Origin of the sequence: Campylobacter showae (assembly GCF_900573985.1) — a bacterium.
In the GTDB taxonomy this organism is placed as follows: Bacteria; Campylobacterota; Campylobacteria; order Campylobacterales; family Campylobacteraceae; genus Campylobacter_A; species Campylobacter_A showae_E.
The window spans coordinates 198,983-217,670 of sequence record NZ_UWOK01000001.1; the positions used below are offsets into that span (position 1 = coordinate 198,983).

General features: G+C 46.8%; 17 protein-coding genes. 6 read left to right on the plus strand and 11 right to left on the minus strand.

Annotation, left to right across the window (positions count from 1 at the left end):
• Window positions 1-642 precede the first annotated feature (642 nt).
• Window positions 643-2,115, plus strand: coding sequence for a bifunctional metallophosphatase/5'-nucleotidase (locus tag EE116_RS01050; RefSeq protein ID WP_122872865.1), 1,473 nt, complete (start codon window positions 643-645; stop codon window positions 2,113-2,115).
• Window positions 2,116-2,756: 641 nt separating this feature from the next.
• Window positions 2,757-3,467 carry an aquaporin Z gene (aqpZ, locus tag EE116_RS01055; protein ID WP_122872866.1) on the plus strand — a complete coding sequence of 237 codons (711 nt, stop codon included), beginning with the start codon at window positions 2,757-2,759 and terminating at the stop codon, window positions 3,465-3,467.
• 623 nt (window positions 3,468-4,090) lie between these two features.
• On the opposite strand, the gene EE116_RS12370 is transcribed toward aqpZ, so the two are convergent.
• The 9 genes from EE116_RS12370 to EE116_RS01095 form a co-directional block, all read right to left on the minus strand.
• Entirely contained in the window at window positions 4,091-4,240 is a 150-nt protein-coding gene (locus tag EE116_RS12370; protein WP_163028004.1) for a hypothetical protein, read from the minus strand.
• Entirely contained in the window at window positions 4,231-4,764 is a 534-nt protein-coding gene (locus tag EE116_RS01060) for a DUF2393 family protein (protein WP_122872867.1), read from the minus strand. Before EE116_RS01060 ends, EE116_RS12370 begins: the two co-directional genes overlap by 10 nt.
• Window positions 4,764-5,291 carry a DUF2393 family protein gene (locus EE116_RS01065; RefSeq protein WP_122872868.1) on the minus strand — a complete coding sequence of 176 codons (528 nt, stop codon included), beginning with the start codon at window positions 5,289-5,291 and terminating at the stop codon, window positions 4,764-4,766. Before EE116_RS01065 ends, EE116_RS01060 begins: the two co-directional genes overlap by 1 nt.
• Before the next feature lie 79 nt (window positions 5,292-5,370).
• Window positions 5,371-6,255 carry a bifunctional phosphoribosyl-AMP cyclohydrolase/phosphoribosyl-ATP diphosphatase HisIE gene (hisIE, locus tag EE116_RS01070; protein ID WP_277418954.1) on the minus strand — a complete coding sequence of 295 codons (885 nt, stop codon included), beginning with the start codon at window positions 6,253-6,255 and terminating at the stop codon, window positions 5,371-5,373.
• Window positions 6,256-6,539: 284 nt separating this feature from the next.
• Window positions 6,540-7,643 (minus strand): SPFH domain-containing protein, encoded by a 1,104-nt coding sequence (locus EE116_RS01075; protein ID WP_122872870.1) that lies wholly within the window; start codon window positions 7,641-7,643, stop codon window positions 6,540-6,542.
• A gap of 8 nt (window positions 7,644-7,651) precedes the next feature.
• Window positions 7,652-8,566: a branched-chain-amino-acid transaminase gene (gene ilvE / locus EE116_RS01080; RefSeq protein ID WP_122872871.1), complete on the minus strand. Its 915-nt coding sequence runs from the start codon at window positions 8,564-8,566 to the stop codon at window positions 7,652-7,654.
• Window positions 8,567-8,681: 115 nt separating this feature from the next.
• On the minus strand, window positions 8,682-9,521 hold the full coding sequence (locus EE116_RS01085; protein ID WP_122872872.1) for a hypothetical protein: 840 nt from the start codon (window positions 9,519-9,521) through the stop codon (window positions 8,682-8,684).
• 405 nt (window positions 9,522-9,926) lie between these two features.
• Entirely contained in the window at window positions 9,927-10,766 is an 840-nt protein-coding gene (locus tag EE116_RS01090; RefSeq protein WP_122872873.1) for a DUF3737 family protein, read from the minus strand.
• A 394-nt stretch (window positions 10,767-11,160) separates the two neighbouring features.
• Window positions 11,161-13,008: an aryl-sulfate sulfotransferase gene (locus EE116_RS01095; protein WP_122872874.1), complete on the minus strand. Its 1,848-nt coding sequence runs from the start codon at window positions 13,006-13,008 to the stop codon at window positions 11,161-11,163.
• 234 nt (window positions 13,009-13,242) lie between these two features.
• On the opposite strand from EE116_RS01095, the gene EE116_RS01100 reads away from it, so the two are divergent.
• Genes EE116_RS01100 through EE116_RS01115 form a run of 4 tightly spaced genes read left to right on the plus strand, consistent with a single transcriptional unit; the run spans window position 13,243 to window position 16,903 of the window.
• Window positions 13,243-13,899, plus strand: a complete 657-nt coding sequence (locus EE116_RS01100; protein ID WP_122872875.1) for a thiol:disulfide interchange protein DsbA/DsbL — start codon at window positions 13,243-13,245, stop codon at window positions 13,897-13,899.
• Window positions 13,900-13,908: 9 nt separating this feature from the next.
• Window positions 13,909-14,532 (plus strand): protein-disulfide oxidoreductase DsbI, encoded by a 624-nt coding sequence (gene dsbI / locus EE116_RS01105; protein WP_122872876.1) that lies wholly within the window; start codon window positions 13,909-13,911, stop codon window positions 14,530-14,532.
• A gap of 39 nt (window positions 14,533-14,571) precedes the next feature.
• A complete protein-coding gene (locus EE116_RS01110) occupies window positions 14,572-16,221 on the plus strand; it encodes a sensor histidine kinase (RefSeq protein ID WP_122872877.1) in 1,650 nt (549 codons plus the stop codon).
• Between the two features lies 1 nt (window position 16,222).
• Window positions 16,223-16,903, plus strand: a complete 681-nt coding sequence (locus EE116_RS01115) for a response regulator transcription factor (protein WP_122872878.1) — start codon at window positions 16,223-16,225, stop codon at window positions 16,901-16,903.
• Between the two features lie 377 nt (window positions 16,904-17,280).
• Here EE116_RS01115 and EE116_RS01120 read toward each other — a convergent pair whose 3' ends face one another.
• Entirely contained in the window at window positions 17,281-17,802 is a 522-nt protein-coding gene (locus EE116_RS01120; protein ID WP_122872879.1) for a disulfide oxidoreductase, read from the minus strand.
• Window positions 17,802-18,452 carry a thiol:disulfide interchange protein DsbA/DsbL gene (locus tag EE116_RS01125; protein ID WP_122872880.1) on the minus strand — a complete coding sequence of 217 codons (651 nt, stop codon included), beginning with the start codon at window positions 18,450-18,452 and terminating at the stop codon, window positions 17,802-17,804. The genes EE116_RS01120 and EE116_RS01125 overlap by 1 nt, the downstream gene beginning before the upstream one ends.
• Window positions 18,453-18,688: the final 236 nt, after the last annotated feature.

Sequence of the window (18,688 nt, forward strand, 5' to 3'; positions counted from 1 at the left end):
GGATTTGAACGTGCCTGCGGCCAGATTGCTAATATCGCCGAGCAAAAAGAAGCTTCAGAAAAACAAAAATCTACTTGCGACGAAAAAAGGACGGCGAAGCTTGCTTCCAGATAGCAAGCTCCTACAACTACGATCCGAAAAATCAGCTGTATTTTTTTGATAAAGGTTGCGAATACGGGCTCGCGTATACGTGCCTCTATGCCTTAGACCTCGTAAGGGGAGATAATAACAAAGCGATGGAATATGGATACAAAGCATGCAAACTAGGTGATACTGCAACTTGCAGAATGATTGAGGGAGTCGCTAAGAAGGCTTGCGATGAAGGTGATCAGGACGGCTGCAAGTGGCTAGATACAATAAAAAATCGTAAATAAATTTAAATTTGAGCCGAGTTTAAATTTGCGCTCGGCTCAAATAAACTAAAAGATTGCGAAATTTTTAGTTAAATATGCGACTTGAAATTTTCTACTAAAAACGGTTTTAGTTTAAGCAAGACACATGAAAGAAAGCAATCTAATAAAAAAGAATCAGAAACCAATAAAATTTTCTATAAGGAGAGTGTTTTATGGTTTGCAAACATTTTATTTTACCGCTTAAAATTCTTTTCGTTTTTACTGCTTTTTCCTTTAAGGAGGCGACCAGATGAATCCCACGCCAAATTTAAAAAAATTAACCCTACTTCACTCCAATGATTTGCACGGAGACTTTTTGGCTGAGAAAGTGGACGACAAGCTAGTAGGAGGCGTCTCTATGCTGTCCGGATATATAAATCAAGTCCGCCAAACCGAGAAAAACGTCATCTACGCTATCGCCGGCGATATGTTTCGCGGCTCGATTATCGATTCGGAGTATAAAGGGATTTCTACGATCGAAATCATGAATGCTTTAGCGCCCGATATCGTTACGGTAGGCAATCATGAGCTAGATTACGGTATTCCGCATTTGCTTTTTATTGAAAAGTGCGCCCAGTTTCCAATCATAAACACAAATTTGTTTATCAAAACCAATCACGCCCGTCTATTTCCGCCTTGCTATATCATGGAGCTTGACGGCATGAAAATCCTTTTTATCGGTATCATCACCGATGCAGTTTTGGCGCAAGCCAAGCAAGACCACCTAATCGGTTCTTTCATCGGAATCGAAGAGGCGGCACAAGAGGTCGGGCGAATCTGCAACACCTACAACCGAATCGATATCGATTTTACGGTTTTGCTAACTCACATCGGTTTTGAGGCTGATAAAGAGCTAGCCGCTATGTTGCGACCGGAATGGGGCGTCGATCTGATTATCGGAGGGCATTCTCATACCTTGATGGAGCAGCCTTGCGTCGTCAATGATATTTTGATTGCGCAAGCAGGCGTCGGTACCGACCAGATCGGGCGATTTGATATCGTGGTCAATACAGACACCAACAGCATCGAAAGCTATAAATGGCAGTGTATCCCCATAAACGACAAGTACTGCCCAGTCGATGAACAAATAGAGAATTTGATTCGAAAATATAAGAGCGTAACCGATCAAAAATATACTCGCGTCATCACCCGTTTTAGCTGTCCGCTAACGCACCCGCAGCGCAACACCGAAACGGCTTTGGGAAATTTGTTTGCCGATATCTTCAAAAACAGCCTAGGCATAGATATTATGTTGCTTGGCTCAGGCAGTATTCGGGGCGAAAAGCTAGGGCCGATCGTAGAGTATGGGGGCTTGGCCGAAATTTTTCCTTATGATGACGGCGTTTATATGCTCAGAGCGGACGGCCGAACCTTCCGCCAAATGATGCGCTATCTACTGCGAGACGACGCCTTTTTGGGAACAACGGAATTTTATAAGTTATCGCAGGGGCTAAAACTCGCCTATTCGCGCTCCAACCGAGAAATCATTAGCCTAACTTATCGTGGAATAGAAATAGCAGATGACGATATTTTCACGATCGGTCTACAAAACTACCATTACTGTAATTTAGAAAGCTTTTTTGGCGTTAGCTTTGAACATGTAAAAACTTTCGGTACTCCCAAGATGATTGCTACTTCTTGCTTAGATATTTTGGAAGAGTACTTAAGCACGCACAAAGCTATTCGGCAAGACGTAGAGGGGCGATTAACGATTTTGGATTAAAAGTATTTTCGGTCGCCCATGCGACTTTTTAATATTTACCATACAACTGCGGCTATATTTCCGCCGCATTCAGCGATAAGCGCAAAAGAACCGTCAAATGACTACAGGCTTGATTGCGGCAAATAAAGCCCCAATACTTAATGTCTAGGAGCTTTTTACGATCAACCCGGCTCTTATCGCAATTTAGTTCGAGATAATTCTTCGCGTTTTTTATTTTTGTTTTGATTTTAAAGGCTTATATTTAAGGATACTTTTTGCTTTGAATTATGAGAAAAACAGCGACGGTTTTAGCAAATACGCTCTTTTCGGACGGTATATAGATCGTGTCGTGGTCTATGAGTAAAATTTAACAACTTAGATGATAACTAATAAATATGCAAATAATCGGTTTAACGGTACGTAGAGAATAACAAAAATGTAAAAAATATGCGCTTACGCTAGGTGCAGCACGCCAAGCTCGGAGAATCTTGATATCGGTACTGCTAAGTTTTCAGCAAATTCGAGACGCGAGTTAAATAATCAGAACAAATACTAAAAAGCTCATGAGGCATTATGTTATAGATTTAGACTATAAAATATTTTGCAAAGTTACAAATTTATGCTAAAATCGCGCGCTTCTAAATTTACCTAAAAGGGAAGAGATGAAAAAATATTTAGCCGAGTTTTTTGGTACATTTTGGTTAGTTTTTGGAGGTTGCGGCAGTGCAGTATTTGCAGCGGCTTTTCCAGAGCTTGGTATCGGATTTGTCGGAGTTTCGCTAGCGTTTGGCCTTACTGTTCTTACGATGGCTTATGCAGTTGGTCACATCAGCGGCGGCCACTTTAACCCAGCCGTATCGGTTGGCCTACTAGTTGGCGGAAGATTTGACAAAAAAGACTTCGTGCCTTACGTCATCGCACAAGTTATCGGAGCGATCGGGGCTGCTGCCGTGCTATATCTTATCGCTTCAGGCAAGGCTGGATTTGACGCTGCTGCGAGCGGTTTTGCTAGCAACGGATACGGCGAGCACTCACCAAATGGCTACAGCCTAGTTTCAGCGCTAGTTGCCGAGGTGGTTTTAACTGCGTTTTTCCTTATCATCATCCTAGGTACGACTGATGAGCGTGCGCCAAAAGGCTTTGCGCCGATCGCTATTGGCCTTGGTTTGACACTTATTCACCTTATCTCGATACCTATCACAAACACATCAGTTAACCCAGCTCGTTCAACTGGCGTTGCGATATTTCAAGGCGGTTGGGCGTTAGAGCAGCTTTGGCTTTTCTGGGTTGCGCCTATCGTTGGAGCGATCATCGGAGCTATCATCTATAAAGTTATGGGCTGCGCATGTGGCTGCTGCAAAAGCGCAAAATAATCACACTTTATACTTCAAGGGGCGATCTTCGCCCTTTCTATTTTCATAAAATTTTTAAAATTAAGATCAGTTAAGCGAATATAATAATCTATTTAACATATTACCGTTATTACATCTAACCACTACTTCGCTATCCTTATAGCTTCGTCTTAACAAACGGTAAGCGCATCGCAATTAAATTATTCTTTGAGTTCTTTGTGTCACTATAACCTCGTCTCCGCAATTCAACAAACCATCGTAAGCCTTCCGGTAATCAGAATAGATAGCGAGTGATTAAAGTCGCTACACCTAGGCGACATCGGCATCAATTCATTTGCAAAATAGTTTTAGGCTATAAGTACAAACTTGAACGTCGCACTTTAGTATGCCGTTTTACTAGCAACTGCAAGCCAAGAAATGTTATAAAGTAGTAGGTTTTTAACCAAATAGGCATACGAGCCAGAAATCTATTCTAAAATTAAATATTGTATCATGCACGCCGGCCATAAAATTCTGATATTTTTGGTTATTTTATCGATTTTTTTATGAAATTTTAATAAACTCCGCTATTTATACCACTTCCATATCGAGCTAAAAACACTATAAAATTTCTCTAAATTTCTTTTTCGGAATTTTTGAACGGACTATATATGTTTATTTTTTATCTCTACGCTTCTTATTTTTAAGAACATCGACAAGATCGTGATTTTTGTATTTATACTACCTTCAACGAAAAGCTCCTTTGGGGTTTTTATATCGCATTCGAGTAAATTTGCCTGCCCCCCTACCTGCACTCCAGCTTCGTTATCGTTTGGGTATTGGCAAAGTACGATGGATACGGCATCGAAACGCTAAAATTTCGTATTTGTTTAGGCGCGATATTTTTAGCGACGCTAGTGGTGATCTCCGCGACGTTTGAGCGCTCGTCGCCGCGCGAAGATAGCGATAGTCCGCTAGGTTTAAAGATAGAGCCCGCGATCGTCTCCTTGCTTACGGGGTTGTTGATAAGTTTGACGGTAAGATCGCAGTTTGCGATGCTAAACTCGCCCGTATTTCGCAGCGAGCCCTTAAACACGATTGTTTCGTTTCTTAGCACGCGGTGGCCGGAAAACTCCGTCAGCACGGCCTTTTTAGTGTATTTATCCACGATCATCATGAAAAAATATCCAAGCGTCAGCGTCGCTACGACGTTTATCGCGACGTAAATTTTAAAAAATTTCGGATTTTTCTCGTTGCGGGCGATCAGCGCGAAAAGCATTGAAAGTAGCGCCAAAACCGCAAGCGCGATGAGGTGAAATACGTTAAAATACCCTTCCATCAAAAGCACTCCGAACTTGTCGTGATATTATAGTCCTGCGCGCGAAAGTTATTTACCGCGTGCGTGATCTCGCGCGTCGCGTTTACGTCCAGCGCCTCTTTTAGCACGATATTTTCTCTCAAAAACGGCTTTAGCTCGTTTGCGTAACGGCGCAGCGTATTGCCCGAGTTTTTGTAAAAGCTAAGGCCGATTTCGCAATAGTTAAACGGTTTTTTGGAGAGATTTGTGAGGCGCAGATCCACAAGCAGCGTGTTTGAGTACTCAAGCTGCTTGGTTGAGACTAGCTCGAGCGAGCGAGTTCGCAAATTTTCATCTAAAAGCTTAGGCATAAAATACGCCCCGCATCCAAGCCCCGCGATAGTAACGATCATCAGCGCAAAGCCCGCAAAAAAGGACTTTGATGCGACGTAAACGCAAAGCGAAACGAGCGCTAAAAAGGTCAAAAACATCCATATATAGGCGGCAAAATCCACCCAGCCAAGGTGCGTCAGATAGAAATTTAAGCCTTGTTTTAGTTCGTTTATCATCTTGCCTCTTTGCTTCGTTTGCCTTGCGGCGAGCCAAATTTGAAATCCGCCTGCATAAAGCGTGCCAAATTTGACCGCTCTAGCCTTTTCGCGAGTTTTTTTCCTCGATACCGCTTAGCCCGAAACGGCGCGCGAGCTCGGCCTTGACGCGGTCAGGATGCACTCCGTGTAGCGCTAACGCAACGAGCGAGTGAAAGCATAAATCAGCCGCCTCGTAGATGATCTCCTCGGTCGGCGTTTTCGGCTTTTGGTTTTTAGGCGTCTCGGTTTGGCTGTTTTGGTTCGCGGCGTTTTCGTTTGAAATTTTAGCAAATTTTTCGTTTTGGGTTAAATTTGACGAAATTTGACCGCCATTTGCGGCAGAGTTAAACTGTGCAGTTTCATTTTTGCGCGCCGAGGCGTCCTTGCACGCCATCACGAGCTCCGTGGCCTCCTCGCCGACTTTTTTTAGGATTGCGTTTTCGCCCTTTTTAAACAGGCTCGCGACGTACGAGGTCTGCGGATCGGCGTTTAGCTTGCGGTCGATTATCGCGTGATAAACCTCGTCGATTATGCCGTAGATCGGCTTTTTGGCTTGGTTTAAATTTTGCTCTTGCGTCAAATTTTGCCCATCATTGCTAGCTAAATTTGACTCGCCGCCGTCTCCCGAAATCTTTCTAAAAAAGCATGATTTTGCGCCCGTGTGGCACGCTACGCCGCCGTTTTGAACGACTTTGAGCAAGATCGTGTCGTTGTCGCAGTCCAGGAAAATCTCGTCTATCACTTGCGTATTTCCGCTCTCCTCGCCCTTTTTCCAGATGCGATTTTTCGTACGCGAAAAATAGTGCGCAAAGCCCGTTTTTAGACTCAAATTTAACGCCTCTTCGTTCATATAAGCAAGCATTAAAACCTCGCCGCTCAAGCTTTCTTGAACGATGGCGGGCAAAAGGCCGCCCACTTTTTCCCAGTCTATTTTCATTTTTATTTCCTTTCGGCTACGGGTTTAGCTCGGCGCGCGGGCAAATTTTAAATCCCAAATTTGACTTCAAATTTGAGCATAAAAAATCAAGGCGAAGTATCGCGAGATAGATTTTTACTTCGCTATGATCGTAACGCTAAAGCAAGAAAGGGCTTTGTTTCCCTTTTGGTCGCAACTGCAAGCAGAAGCGACGTAAAAATTTAGCATGGGCTAGACAAGGTAGTCTGCCGAGCTAAATTTTTACTAGCTCCGCTAAAGACGCTCGCGAGACGAGCCGCTTTAAGAAAAAGTTATTGCGTTATCGCGCTTTGTTTTGCTTTATCCTTCGTGTCTACCCAGATATTCGGCACCGCTCCGCCGGGCGTTAAGAATATCTTCGCGTCGTTGTTTTCGCGTAGCGCCTCGTTAAATTTAGCCTGCGTTTCGATCTGCTTTAAATTTAGCAAATTTTGATCGAGGCTTTTTGCGACCTCTTTATTTGCATAGGCCTGCGCGTCGGCTTCGATCTTAGCCGCATCCGCACGACCCTGAGCCTCGATGATAGCGGCCTTTGCCGTACCTTCAGCGAGGGCTGCTTTTTTGAGCGCCTCTTGATTTGCGCGCTCTACTTCGTATTTGGTTCGCTCGGCCTCTTGCTTAGCGATTTGTACGCGCTCGATCTGCTCTTTTACCTTTTCAGGTAGGATAATCTCGCGTAGTTGCACGGTTAGCAGCTCGACTGGTTTGTTTGGCTGAGCGTCGATATCCTTTCGGATACCCTCGTCGATAGCCGTGGCTAGGTCGTTTCGCTTCGTCGGTAGCTCCTCGGCGGTGTATTTACCCGCGATGCTGCGCACGACGTCGCGTACGACGGGATCGACGATCTTGTTTTCCCAGCTAAGACCCCAAGACGCGATCGTTTGAGGCGCGTTTTCAGGATTTAAGCGGTACTGCACGGTGATGTCGATGCTAACAGGCAAGTTTCTCGCGTCCAAAACGGAGATCGAGTTTTTGCGTATGATGCCGGCTTGAGCCTGCGCGCCGTACTTTTGCGCCGCCTCGCCCATATCTTCGCCCGAAGTGTAGTTGATGAGGCGTACGCGCGTATCGACTACGATGACTTTTTGCAAAAACGGGATAAAGAAGTGCAGACCCGGCTGCATCGGAGATGGGTCGTATTTACCCAAATTTGACTTGATGCCTACTTCGCCCGAGTTTATCGTAACGAAAGGCTGCGTGAGCGCAATCACGGCCACAAGCGCGATGATGACGTAGGCAAAGGCCGAAATTTTGCCGAACCCTTTAAAATCAGGCGTTTTAAAATTTACTTTCGGTCCTTTGCTCTCGTCGCCGCTATCGTCTCCGCCGCCGGAGCCTCGTTTTTTATTAAAATAATCGTTCAAATCCGCTGGCATTTCGTTCCTTAAATGTAAGTTAGCATCGAGGCGTATTTTGGATTGCGTCCGTAAACTATGTCAAAATACGCGTCTTGTAGGCGTTTGGTTACCGCACCGCGCTCGCCTGCGCCGATCACGCGGTTGTCGATATTGCTTATCGGAGTGACCTCGGCCGCCGTACCCGTGAAAAACGCCTCGTCCGCAGTGTATGCGCGGTCGCGAGTGATGCGCTCCCTGTGCACTTCGATACCTAGATCGTGAGCGATTTTGATGACGGTGTCTTGCGTGATGCTAGCTAGGCTGCTGTCGTTTGGAGGAGTGATTAGCGCGCCGTTTTCTACGATGAAAAAGCACTCGCCCGGCCCCTCTGAGATGTAGCCCTCGCTATCAAGTAGCAGCGCCTCGTCGTAGCCCGCCTCTTTGGCCTCGTAGTTTGCCATTTGCGAGCAGAGGTAGTTCGAGCTTGATTTTGCGCGGCTCATTTGACCGCCGACGTTTAGTTTAGCAAAGCTTGAAATTTTCACACGGATGCCTTTTTTTAGCCCCTCTTCGCCTAGATACGCACCCCACTCCCATGCGGCGATCGCCGTATTTACGGGAGCTTTTGTGTGAGCTAGACCCATGATGCCGTAGCCTAGGTAAACGATCGGGCGCAGATAGACGTTTGATTTAAATTTATTTGCGCGAAGTAGCTCGACCTGCGCGTCTTCAAGCTCTTTTTGCGTGTATTTGACGTTTAGGATCGTCATTTTGGCTGATTTTAGTAAGCGCGCGGTGTGGTCGCTAAGGCGAAATATCGCTAAGCCTTTATCCGTCATATAGGCTCTTGTGCCCTCAAATACGGCGTTTGCATAGTGAAGCGAGTGAGTTAGGACATGGACTTTAGCGTCCTCCCATTTGACTAATTTTCCATCCATCCAGATAAATTCGGAAGGGTTCATTTAGTATCCTTTTTTATAAAATTTGCTGAGTGTAGCTAAAATTTCTTTAAAATTTTGTAATGTTTAAGATTTCGGTCTAAAATTTTGAGCTTGCGAGGCAAAATTTACCCCGACTTTAGAGCTCATCGGCTACGACGTCCTCGATGTTTTCAGCAAAAGGCAGCACAAGCGTCTTATTAGAGCCAAACGCACTATGCCACAGGGCTTTTTTGATCGCTTCGTAAGGCGTATCGTAAATTTTAGCCAGCTCTTGCAGTAGCTCCTCGGCCTTATCGTCGCTTAAATTTTCGCTGCGATAAAATAGCATTAACGTCGCGCCGATACCGATAAACTCAAACCCGAATCGCTCGTTCATCATCAAAATAAACGCATACGTCTGCTCAGGCTCAAAATCGTCCGTAAAATACCCCTGAATCATTCTCGCAAATACGTCCGTACTGCGCTCGCAAGGGCACAGATAAACGTCGATATCCTCGTCAAGAGCGTTGTAGTCGCGGGTATTTAGGTATTCTAAAGCCTTTAATTTATCGGGATAGTTTAGGCTAAATTTACCGTAAAATTCGCTCACTTCAGCCTTATACTCGGGATCGTTTAGGATGTCCAGCATCAAACGAAACTCCGCAGCGGGAAAGTTGCGCGCATCCGGATTTTGCACATTATACTCCTCCTCGTCCAGCATCTCGAAACTAGAACTTGCGTGCATATTCGTGTATTCGCATTGCGGGGCGTTTTCGATGATAAAAAGCGGCTTAAATCCCGTATGCTGCTCGCACAAGCGATTATATGCGATCGTGACGGCGTTCATATTTTGATGAGCGTTAAGGACGCCGTATTTTAGGGTAAAATTCGCTTCGCGCGTGTAGCGCGGATCGGGCTTTTCGAGCCTAAACGAAATAAGCTTTTCAGGGCGACAAATCGTGTAAAAAGCTAGCTTTAATTTTTCAAAAAACGACATATTTTTTCCTTTTTAAATAATTTAATTCTTTAGTTTAAAGGGGCAATTTAAGCCAAAAACGGCTTAAATCTCAAAATTCGGCTTCATATTTAAACATAGAGCGATAATGCCGCAAGCAAAGTAGATGGGCAAGGATAAAGGAGCTATATATAAGCGACTCTAGCCGGCGGCAAAATTTAAACGAAATAATAATTTCTTGTTTGGGGTCAAATTTGAAGCGTTGCTTGGATTTAAAAGCTAATTCCAAATTTGAGCGTAAGAAAAAAGGTGAAGCATCGCGAGATCATTTTTAACGTCGCTACGGTTTTTGTGGCCAAGGCTAGCTATGTAGGTTGCCGCAAAGACCTCTGCTTGCAGTTGCAAGTAAAACGAAGCAAAAACTCATAAAAGCCGCCGGCAAAACTGCTATTTTTCTAAAATTATCCTAGTCGCGGCAGGATCTACGCACTCTTTTTGCATTATTATTTCGCCTATCTCCCTTGCTCTTATAATGCCTGAGAGCGGATTTTTCACGCTAGCTATGCCGCCTAAAATTTCGGCGTCCACGCTTGAATATTCAAAGGCTAGCGTGGTATCTAGCGTTTGGCAGCCGCGCAGTACGAGATTTTGCACGTAGCAAAGCCCTTGCAGGCTCTCTATCACGCAGTTTTCAAAGGTCACGTTTTTGCTGTTCCACGCGAGGTATTCGCCGCTGATGAAGCTGTTTCGCACGGTCACGTTCTCACAGTTCCAAAAGGCGTCTTTGCTAAGCAGCTTGCTATCCTCGACGAGCAGGTTCTTACAGCCGTCAAAACCGTAGTTCCCGTCCAAATTTAGCCCGTAAACGCGCACGTTTTCGCAGTTCATCGCAAAATAATCCCCGCGCGCGCAGACGTTTTTTATCTCCACGTCCGCGCAGCTCCACAGCGTCTCCTCGGCCTGGGTCAAATTTACGTTTTCTAGCTTCACGTTTTGGCACCTGCGGAAGGATTTTGGCGCCTGGATTAGCGTATCTTTAAAGCCCACGTCTCGCGCGTACCAGATGCCCGCACGCGCCATCTGCATCAAAAATCCGCCCTCAACGGCGACGTTTTTAGTGTACCACAACGGATATTTCCACTCGAAAGTGCAGTTTTTTAGGCGCAAATTTTGCCCGTGCTTTAGCGGCGACTCGCCTGCTGCGAACCCGCACCGCTCAAACTCCGCGTCCTTTGCGCCAAACATCGCGCGCTCGCCGATAAATTTTTGCTCGACAAATTTTTGCATATTTCGCCTCCGTCGTTTTTGTTGATTATATCGGTTTTACGGCAACAAGGGTGTAAATTTTAAAAATCGGAGCGAAATTTATGAAGCAAACGGGTAAATTTAAGCAGCAGTAAAAATCCAAGCGTTTAGGCGTTGCTATTGTCTTTCGGAGTCCTATTTTCCCAAACGCCTGGCAGGAAAAGGTAAGATTTAGACTAGCGCAAAGGATGGAAACGCGAGCCTAAATTTTACCTTTTGCAGTCAAATTTGCCGTATCCGAGCGAGTGCCGGAGGGCGTCAAATTTGATCTAAATTTAAAGCCTGCGACCAGCCAAATTTAACCCGGCCGCAAGCGCAAAAATCCAAACTTACCAAAAAGCGGCCCCGAAGCGCACCGGCCGAGAGCCGCTAAATTTTACTTCTCAAACGCCTTTTCTAGGCTAAACGGAAACGCCTGATAGCCCATCGCGTTGGTCATTTTGATTTCGATTGACGGCTCTTTTGCTCCCCACTCAAACTCGTTGATGTGAGGGCTAGGCACGCCGACCGGGCGACCTTTGGCGATGTCAAACTGCATGCCCGCGACCGCCGAGTAAACCATCACGCTATCAAGGTCGTCTTGATACTGCGCTAGCGAAGTGACCGAGCTGTACCACTCGCTACCGCGCTGTTTGCCGTACTCCCAGACTTGCTCGACGGTTTTAGCTTTTTCGTCGATTTTATAAACGACCGCGCGGGAGTATTTCATACCCGCCATCGCAGGCTGCTCCATACCGCGTGTGTCGCCGTTGTCAAAGACGGTGAGATAAAGGGCGCCCTTTTTGGACTTGCTATCGATACGAAATGCCGTATGTTGCGTCCACTGCCAGTCAAATCCGCCCTTCTCGCTCTCGTAGCCCGGGCATTTTGAATACTCGTCCTCGCAGACGATTTTTTTGCCGTCTTTATCTACAGGCTGGAGCAAGTAGCCCTTAAACTGATCCTTCCAGCCTTTGTGCGCGCCCATTATCCATTTGACTTTTTTGTCGCGGCCGATCTTGATGACGGCGTCTTGGTGGCGGCTGGAGATGATGATACTATCGTCGCTTGGATCATAATCCACGCTATTTACGTGCGCCCAGTTGCGTCCGGGCCCCGAGCCCACGATGTCGCCCCATTTTTCGTTCGTATCCATCGCGGCTAGTTCGTCCGTGCTCGCGGTGTGGCCCGCCTTGCTAGCGTCGATATTTAGGCACACAGCACCCTGATCGAGCGTTTTTAGCACGATGTCGCGGTAAGGATCTAAAATTTCATATAGCCTAAAGTCATCCACGACGTTGCCGTCACGATCGACCTCGACAATGACGTCGCGGACCGTGCGGACGTTTTTACCGTCGGCGCGCTTATAGTTGGCGTTTGCCGCGCGTAGGAAATAGTGCCCGTTTTGCGCCACGTCCATAGAGTGCGAGAAGTCGTTGTATCCCGCAGGTAGCTCGCGGTTAAAGATTTCGCGTCCCATTATGTCGTATTTTGCGTATCTTTGGCCGTAACCCCACGTCATCGCGCCGTCGTCGTTTTGTTTAAAGCCCATCATAACGCCCGCGCTAAAAGGCTGCTTGAGGTCGTAAATTTTACTCGGCTCCAGATACCAGCGTACTTCGCCTTTGGTATCCAGCACGAAGTTGTTTGGGCTGTAGTTCCACTCGATCGCGCCGCCTGCGGGGTTGTTCCACACGACTTTGGTGCCCTTGCCGGTTTTATTTACGAAGTTATTTACGTAGTAGAGGCGGTTGGCAAATTTCGCGCTCGGAGCCTTCACGACTTCGATTTTATCAAACAGCGCGCCCTTTTGAGACGGCATGCCAGAGCTTTCTAGATAAATCGCGGGAGCGTAAATTTTATAGGTTTCTTTTACGTGCTCGGTTTGACCCTTGTAAATTTTATCGTACTCGACTTCGACGGTGTTTTGATAGTTAGGGTAAAGTCCAAAAACAGGGATTCCGCCGTGCGTGCGAAGGTGTTTATCGGCGACTTTATAGCTGATAACCTGACCGCCGGGCTTTGGCACGATAGCGACTTTTGCGTTTGCTAGCGTGTAGCCGCCGTTTTTGATGACCGCCGTTAGAGGCGCAATGTCGTATGGGTTTACGACTACTTCGCCGATCTTGCCCGGAATGCCGTAGTCTATGTGCGCGCCGCTAGGTCCGCCGATAGCGAGCGCAGCCGTGCTTAGACCGCCTAAAAGCGCCGCAGCTAGCGCAAATGAAGAAAGAGTTCGCTTCATCTTATTCTCCTTTGAATTGGTTTGATATCGTAATTTTAATCAATCTCGCTAACGTAGAAATCACGCGTTTATTAAGACTTGCTTAATTATAAAAAATAATTTCAAATTTTGGCTTTTGTACCAAAATTTAGTCGAAATTTTATAAATTTAATCTAAAATTTATCTTAGCGTGAGTTTTGCGGCGGCGAGAGGATATAAAATTAACGCAAACGAAATCATTTTAAGGAGCACTCCATGAACCTACTTTCTAAATTTACAAAAGGCTTTCTAGCTGTTGCGATGTTCGGCGCCCTTAGCGCGGCTGCGTTTACCGAGGGCGAGGACTACGTAAAGCTACAAAAACCGCTATCCGTGGAGCAAAACACGCTAGTTAAGGTCTTTAGCTACGCATGCCCGTTTTGCTACAAATACGATAAAACCGTCACGCCAAAGGTCGTAGAAAAGGTCGCGGGGCTAAAATACGTGCCGTTTCATCTAAAAACCAAGGGCGAATACGGCGAGCTCGGAAGTAAAATTTTAGCCGTTTTAGCCGTGATGGACGAGGAAAAGGGCGTTAGCCTGCTAGATGAAAACTCGCTGTTTAAAAAGGCTAAATTTGCCTACTACAAAGCCTATCACGATCAAAAGCAGCGCTGGAGCGATGGCAAGGACGAGGCTGCGTTTTTAAAGACGGGACTTGATGCGGCAGGCATCAGCGAGGCGGACTATCAAAAAAAGCTAGAGGATCCAAAAGTCGCCGAACTGCTTAAAAAATGGGACGAGAGCTACGACGTAGCGAAAATCCAAGGCGTGCCGGCGTTCGTCGTAAACGGCAAATACCTCATCATGACGAAGTCCATCAGCTCTATCGACGGCATGGCGCAGCTAATTGAAGAGCTGCTCAAAAAATAGGGCGCGGGCATGAAATTTGCGGAAAAAATAGCGAAATTCGCAGATAGCCGCCTGCCGTGGGCGATCCTCATAGTGGTGAGCGTGGGACTCGTGATCCTCGCGCACTCGCTGTTTCAAAACTACGTCTATATGCCCCCTTGCGAGCAGTGCGTCTATATCCGCTTTGCCTTTTTGTGCATGGCGCTGGGAGGCCTGGTCGCGATCATAAATCCCAAAAATTTGCTCCTCGCGGCGGTCGGCTACCTGTTAGCCTTTTGGGGCGCGATTCAGGGCATAATGTATAGCGTCAAGCTCGCCAAGATCCACGACGCCGTGCACGGAGACGATCCGTTCGGCGTGCAGGGCTGCTCAACCGAGCCGCACTATCCGTTCGGCCTGCCGCTTGAGCGGTGGGCGCCTGATTGGTTCTTGCCTACGGGCGACTGCGGTTACGATAATCCGCTAGTGCCCGAGGGCGTCACGCTAGACGGCTTTCAGAAGTATCTGGTGGACCTTTATCAAGACGGCTGGTATCTGATCCCATCAAGTAAATTTATGTCGATGGCGGACTGCACGCTGATAGGCTTTGGCGTCTGCTTCCTCGTGCTTGCCGCGATGTCCGTTTGCAAAATTTTAACTCTGAAAAAAGCTTAAATCGGTCTAAATTTAGACCGATTTTGCTATACTCGCCGCATGAGAGCCTTACGCGAGCATAATTTTAAAATTTACTTCATCATCATTTTCGCGAGCCTTTTCGTGGTGCTTTTGGGCGTGAAAAACTACGAGGACGCCAAGGCGCAGATCACGGCGCTTGCGGATAAAAACAAGATCGCCGCGAGCGAAAATATGGTCGGGAATTTCTCGTTTTGGCTGGATGAGCGACTGCACTCGCTGGTGCGCGCGGCTAAATTTATAGAAAACGCGGGCATCGCGCAAGATAGCGAAAAGCTGGGTGCCCTCATACGGCTTTTTAAAGAAAACTCAGTAGAATTCGACGCCTTGCAGTTTTTACGCGAGGACGGGGAGATCTTCGTGGACGGCAAGGAGCTGGGCGACGATGAAGCGATGCCAAAGAACCTGCGCACGGGACTTGTGTGGTTTGAGGAGACCAAAAGCACGCTCGCACCCACGGTAAATTTTATGCAGCGCCATAAAATTTTAGGCGAGCCGACGCTAAATTTATGCGTGCCCGTGCTGGACGGCGGCTCGTTTGCGGGGGTGTTTTGCGGCGTAGTGAAACTACAAAACATACTAAAAAATATGGAGAAATTTAAACTCGCGCCCGATTCCTACGCCTTTATCGTTACTCACGGCGGCGAAATTTTAACGCCAATGAAGGACGCGGCGCTAAAAAAGCAGATCGAGGATAAATTTAAAGAGCTTTTCCTGCGCGACGAGGACATCACGAGCCTAAATATCGGCTCAAATTTCATCTCCGTTGCCGAGATCCCCACGCTAAACTGGTTCATAGGAGCCGGCACCGATAACGAAAAAGAGCTTGCCGCGCTGCTTAACTCCGTGCTAAAAAACGCCCTCATCTTGCTTTTTGCGTTCGCGGCGCTGGCGCTGGTGGCAAATTTCCTCCATAACTTTATGTACTCAAAAATCAAAAATCTGCAAGACGACTACGAAGCCCTGCTCAAGCACAAAGCCCGTATGAGCGAAGCCGGCGAGCTAATAAGCGGCATAAATCATCAGTTTATTCAGCCGGTTAATTCGCTAAATTTGATGATCTCAAGCCTGCTCATGCTGCAAAAAGACGGCAAGCTAGACGCCGCGACACTAGAGAGTATGCTGCAAAAGGGGCAGGCTGCGACCGTGCTTTTAAGCGATACGATCGAGATTTTTAGAAATTTTTACAAAAGTAGCGACAGCCCGCAAAAATTTAGCGTGCAGCGCTGCATAAAAGACCTGCTAAAGCTCATGCACACCGAGCTTAGCAAAGCAAACGTCGCGGTAAGCCTGAGTGAATTTAAAGACGAAGAGGCCACGCAGCGGATGGGCATCGTGCAGCAAATTTTACTCATCCTCATTCACAACGCCAAAGACGCGGTCGTGGAGAGATACAAAGATGAGATCGCCAAGCGGCAGGTTTTTATTGACGTCAAATTTGAAAACGGCACGTGCAAGATAGCCGTCACGGACTACGGCAGCGGCGTGAGCAAGGAGCTTCGGGATAAAATTTTGACCCAGCCAAAAACTACCAAAAGGCAAGGAAGCGGTATCGGGCTGTATTTTGGCAAAAAGCTCGCAAATGAAAAGCTCGCGGGTGATATCAAGCTACTAAGCGCGGGCGATCCGACGACGTTTGAGCTAAGCTTTGAGATAAATTTAAAGGAGTGAGATGCAAGAGCACTTAAAGCTACTTAAAGACCTAACCGTCCTCATCGTCGAGGACGACGAGATCGCAAGAGAGCTGCTAATAGGCGGGCTAAAGCCATACTGCCTAAGCGTCTGGGGCGCGGGCGACGGACTAGAGGGGCTGGAGCGCTTTAAAAAGCTAGCTCCCGCCATCGTCATCACCGATATCCACATGCCCGCAATGAACGGCTTTGAGATGATGAAGGAGATGATGCGCATAAAGCCCGCGCAAAAATTTATCGTCTTTACCTCCTACGACACCGACGACAACCTCATCAGAAGCATCGAGCACGGCGCGGCATCGTTTCTAAAAAAGCCCGTCGATATCGCCGCCCTGTGCCGCCTGCTCGTGGCTCTAACCTACGAAAAAGACGAAAAGCTCGTGCGTCTGGGCCCGCAAACTAGCATAAATCTCGCTAAAGAAAAGATCTACAAAAACGGCGAGGAAATTTACCTCTCCTTTTTACAAAACAAGCTCTTTTGGCTCTTTGCGTATAATCTAAACAAGCTCGTGAGCTACGAGATGATCGAGGAGTTCGTCTACGAGGGCGAGCAAACTAGCAAGGGCGCGATACAAAACGTCGTGCTAAGGCTGAAGCGGGAGCTGGGAGTTAAATTTAAAAACATCAGTGAAAGTGGGTACATACTGCTAAGCGGCGAGTAATCTAAATTTGGCGGCTTGTCTTTTGAGCGTCTTTGAATGAGTTTGAAATTTTAAGTCTGCGGCAGACTACTGTCTAGCCTTGACTTAAAATTTCTGCACAACATTCAAATCCATCTCAAAATACTTCGCCTTATCTTTTGCGTTCAAATTTGAAGTCAAATTTGTAAATTTTAGCTCAAATTTTACTCGTCAAGACCCGCATCTTGAAAACGTCAAATTTGCAAATTTAGTAAGCTATGAGATAAATATTCCAGACGGATTGTGTGTAGTTTAAATAGTTTTTGGCGGATACGACGGGAGCGGACTGGTCGTCCGTGACCCGAGTATCCTAGCCGAAAACTACTTTTGAAATCCGTCAAGCGCGGGGAATCCCAAATTTAAATTTGATTGATTTCGCTACTGCGCGCGTTATACACAAACCAGCTTAGTATCATCACAAGACAAAACGCCCCAAACACCGCAAAAAACGCAAAATTCGCCCACGAGTAAATTTTGATAAATCCCGCCTCGTTTGCCGCGCTAAAATCAGGCGCAAAAAGGCTTGGGCAAATTTCATTTAACGGTAGCGCAAAAGGAAAGCCAATCTCGCTAACGCCGCTAAAATCGCTCGTAGAGTAATCAAGCCCAAATATCACGCCTAAAAAAATTAGGAAAAATCCCGCAAGCTTGACGCCAAAAACCTTAGGCGCGCACATCGCCACGCACACGCCAAACGCCGCAAATATCGTCGCAAAGCGTAGCTTCACAACAAGCGCGTCCGCAACCGCACCGCCCAAAAACAGCTCGCACAAGATAAATTTGATCGCCAAAACTGCAAGCAACGCCGCCCAAAATACCCGCCTTCGCTGCAAGTTATAAACAAAGCAGACAAAGCCCTTGTTTTCGATATTGTAGTCCATTATTTTGCTAGCAGCTCCCTCACTGCCGCCGCCATCGCGTCTACCGAGCCGATCGCCTTCACGTTGATCAGGTACCTACCGCCGACCACGTATGCAGGCACGCCCTGGATCTTGGCCACGTCGTAGCTATCGTCCCACGCTTTTAAAATTTCTTGCGCGCGCTGGCTGGCTAGGGCCTTGTCATAGTCTGCGTCGCTCACGCCCGCCGCGCTAAGAGCCGTCTGGATAAATCTCGCCTTGTCTTTGCCGCCGTTAAAATCATCATCCTTGTCGTGAGTGGCCTTGTAGATCGCAAATTTGGCCTTTTTAAATTTAGACTTGTCGCTAAGCAAACTAACGTCGCTAGCCTCGTCTAAAACGATCATTGCGGCAAAAATTTTGCTCGCCGTTTCGCCGAGCTTGCCCTTGGTTTTTAGGTGATACGGGATAAATTTGACTCCGTCTAGCTCGCCAAATAGCTTTGGCGTGACGCTTCGGTCAAATTTGTAGCAGTGGACGCACTCGTAGCTAAAGACCTTTACTACGCTATCTTTTGGTACGTTTAGAGGCTTTTCTAGCGTTTGGTAGTCCGTGCCCTCCTCCAGCGCGTTTGCACCTACGCTAATCAAGCAAACGGCGGCTAAAATTCTTAAAAATTTAGCGATTTTCATAAAATTCCTTTGCGGTAAATTTTAAAGATTGTATAAAAGAAAGGGTAAATTTGAGATTAAGCGAGCTAAGCCAGGCAAATTTGACGGGTTAAATTTGACGGCGCTGCGGATAAAATTTCGGCAAGCAAGTTAAATTTAAATAAAGCAGCGAGTCAAATTTCATTTCAAATTTAACTCGCCGCGTAATTACCGAATCCAGCCACACACCCGATTTTAGCGGCGGCTAGAAAAACTAA

What these genes read in the sequence shown, in the direction of transcription:
- EE116_RS01065 (WP_122872868.1), bottom strand. Translation starts at nt 5,291, where the DNA reads ATGATAAACGAACTAAAACAAGGCTTAAATTTCTATCTGACGCACCTT.
- EE116_RS01100 (WP_122872875.1), top strand. Translation starts at nt 13,243, where the DNA reads ATGAACCTACTTTCTAAATTTACAAAAGGCTTTCTAGCTGTTGCGATG.
- EE116_RS01110 (WP_122872877.1), top strand. Translation starts at nt 14,572, where the DNA reads ATGAGAGCCTTACGCGAGCATAATTTTAAAATTTACTTCATCATCATT.
- EE116_RS01085 (WP_122872872.1), bottom strand. Translation starts at nt 9,521, where the DNA reads ATGTCGTTTTTTGAAAAATTAAAGCTAGCTTTTTACACGATTTGTCGC.
- EE116_RS01090 (WP_122872873.1), bottom strand. Translation starts at nt 10,766, where the DNA reads ATGCAAAAATTTGTCGAGCAAAAATTTATCGGCGAGCGCGCGATGTTT.
- EE116_RS01050 (WP_122872865.1), top strand. Translation starts at nt 643, where the DNA reads ATGAATCCCACGCCAAATTTAAAAAAATTAACCCTACTTCACTCCAAT.
- EE116_RS01115 (WP_122872878.1), top strand. Translation starts at nt 16,223, where the DNA reads ATGCAAGAGCACTTAAAGCTACTTAAAGACCTAACCGTCCTCATCGTC.
- EE116_RS01120 (WP_122872879.1), bottom strand. Translation starts at nt 17,802, where the DNA reads ATGGACTACAATATCGAAAACAAGGGCTTTGTCTGCTTTGTTTATAAC.
- ilvE (WP_122872871.1), bottom strand. Translation starts at nt 8,566, where the DNA reads ATGAACCCTTCCGAATTTATCTGGATGGATGGAAAATTAGTCAAATGG.
- dsbI (WP_122872876.1), top strand. Translation starts at nt 13,909, where the DNA reads ATGAAATTTGCGGAAAAAATAGCGAAATTCGCAGATAGCCGCCTGCCG.
- aqpZ (WP_122872866.1), top strand. Translation starts at nt 2,757, where the DNA reads ATGAAAAAATATTTAGCCGAGTTTTTTGGTACATTTTGGTTAGTTTTT.
- EE116_RS01125 (WP_122872880.1), bottom strand. Translation starts at nt 18,452, where the DNA reads ATGAAAATCGCTAAATTTTTAAGAATTTTAGCCGCCGTTTGCTTGATT.
- EE116_RS01095 (WP_122872874.1), bottom strand. Translation starts at nt 13,008, where the DNA reads ATGAAGCGAACTCTTTCTTCATTTGCGCTAGCTGCGGCGCTTTTAGGC.
- EE116_RS01075 (WP_122872870.1), bottom strand. Translation starts at nt 7,643, where the DNA reads ATGCCAGCGGATTTGAACGATTATTTTAATAAAAAACGAGGCTCCGGC.
- EE116_RS01060 (WP_122872867.1), bottom strand. Translation starts at nt 4,764, where the DNA reads ATGGAAGGGTATTTTAACGTATTTCACCTCATCGCGCTTGCGGTTTTG.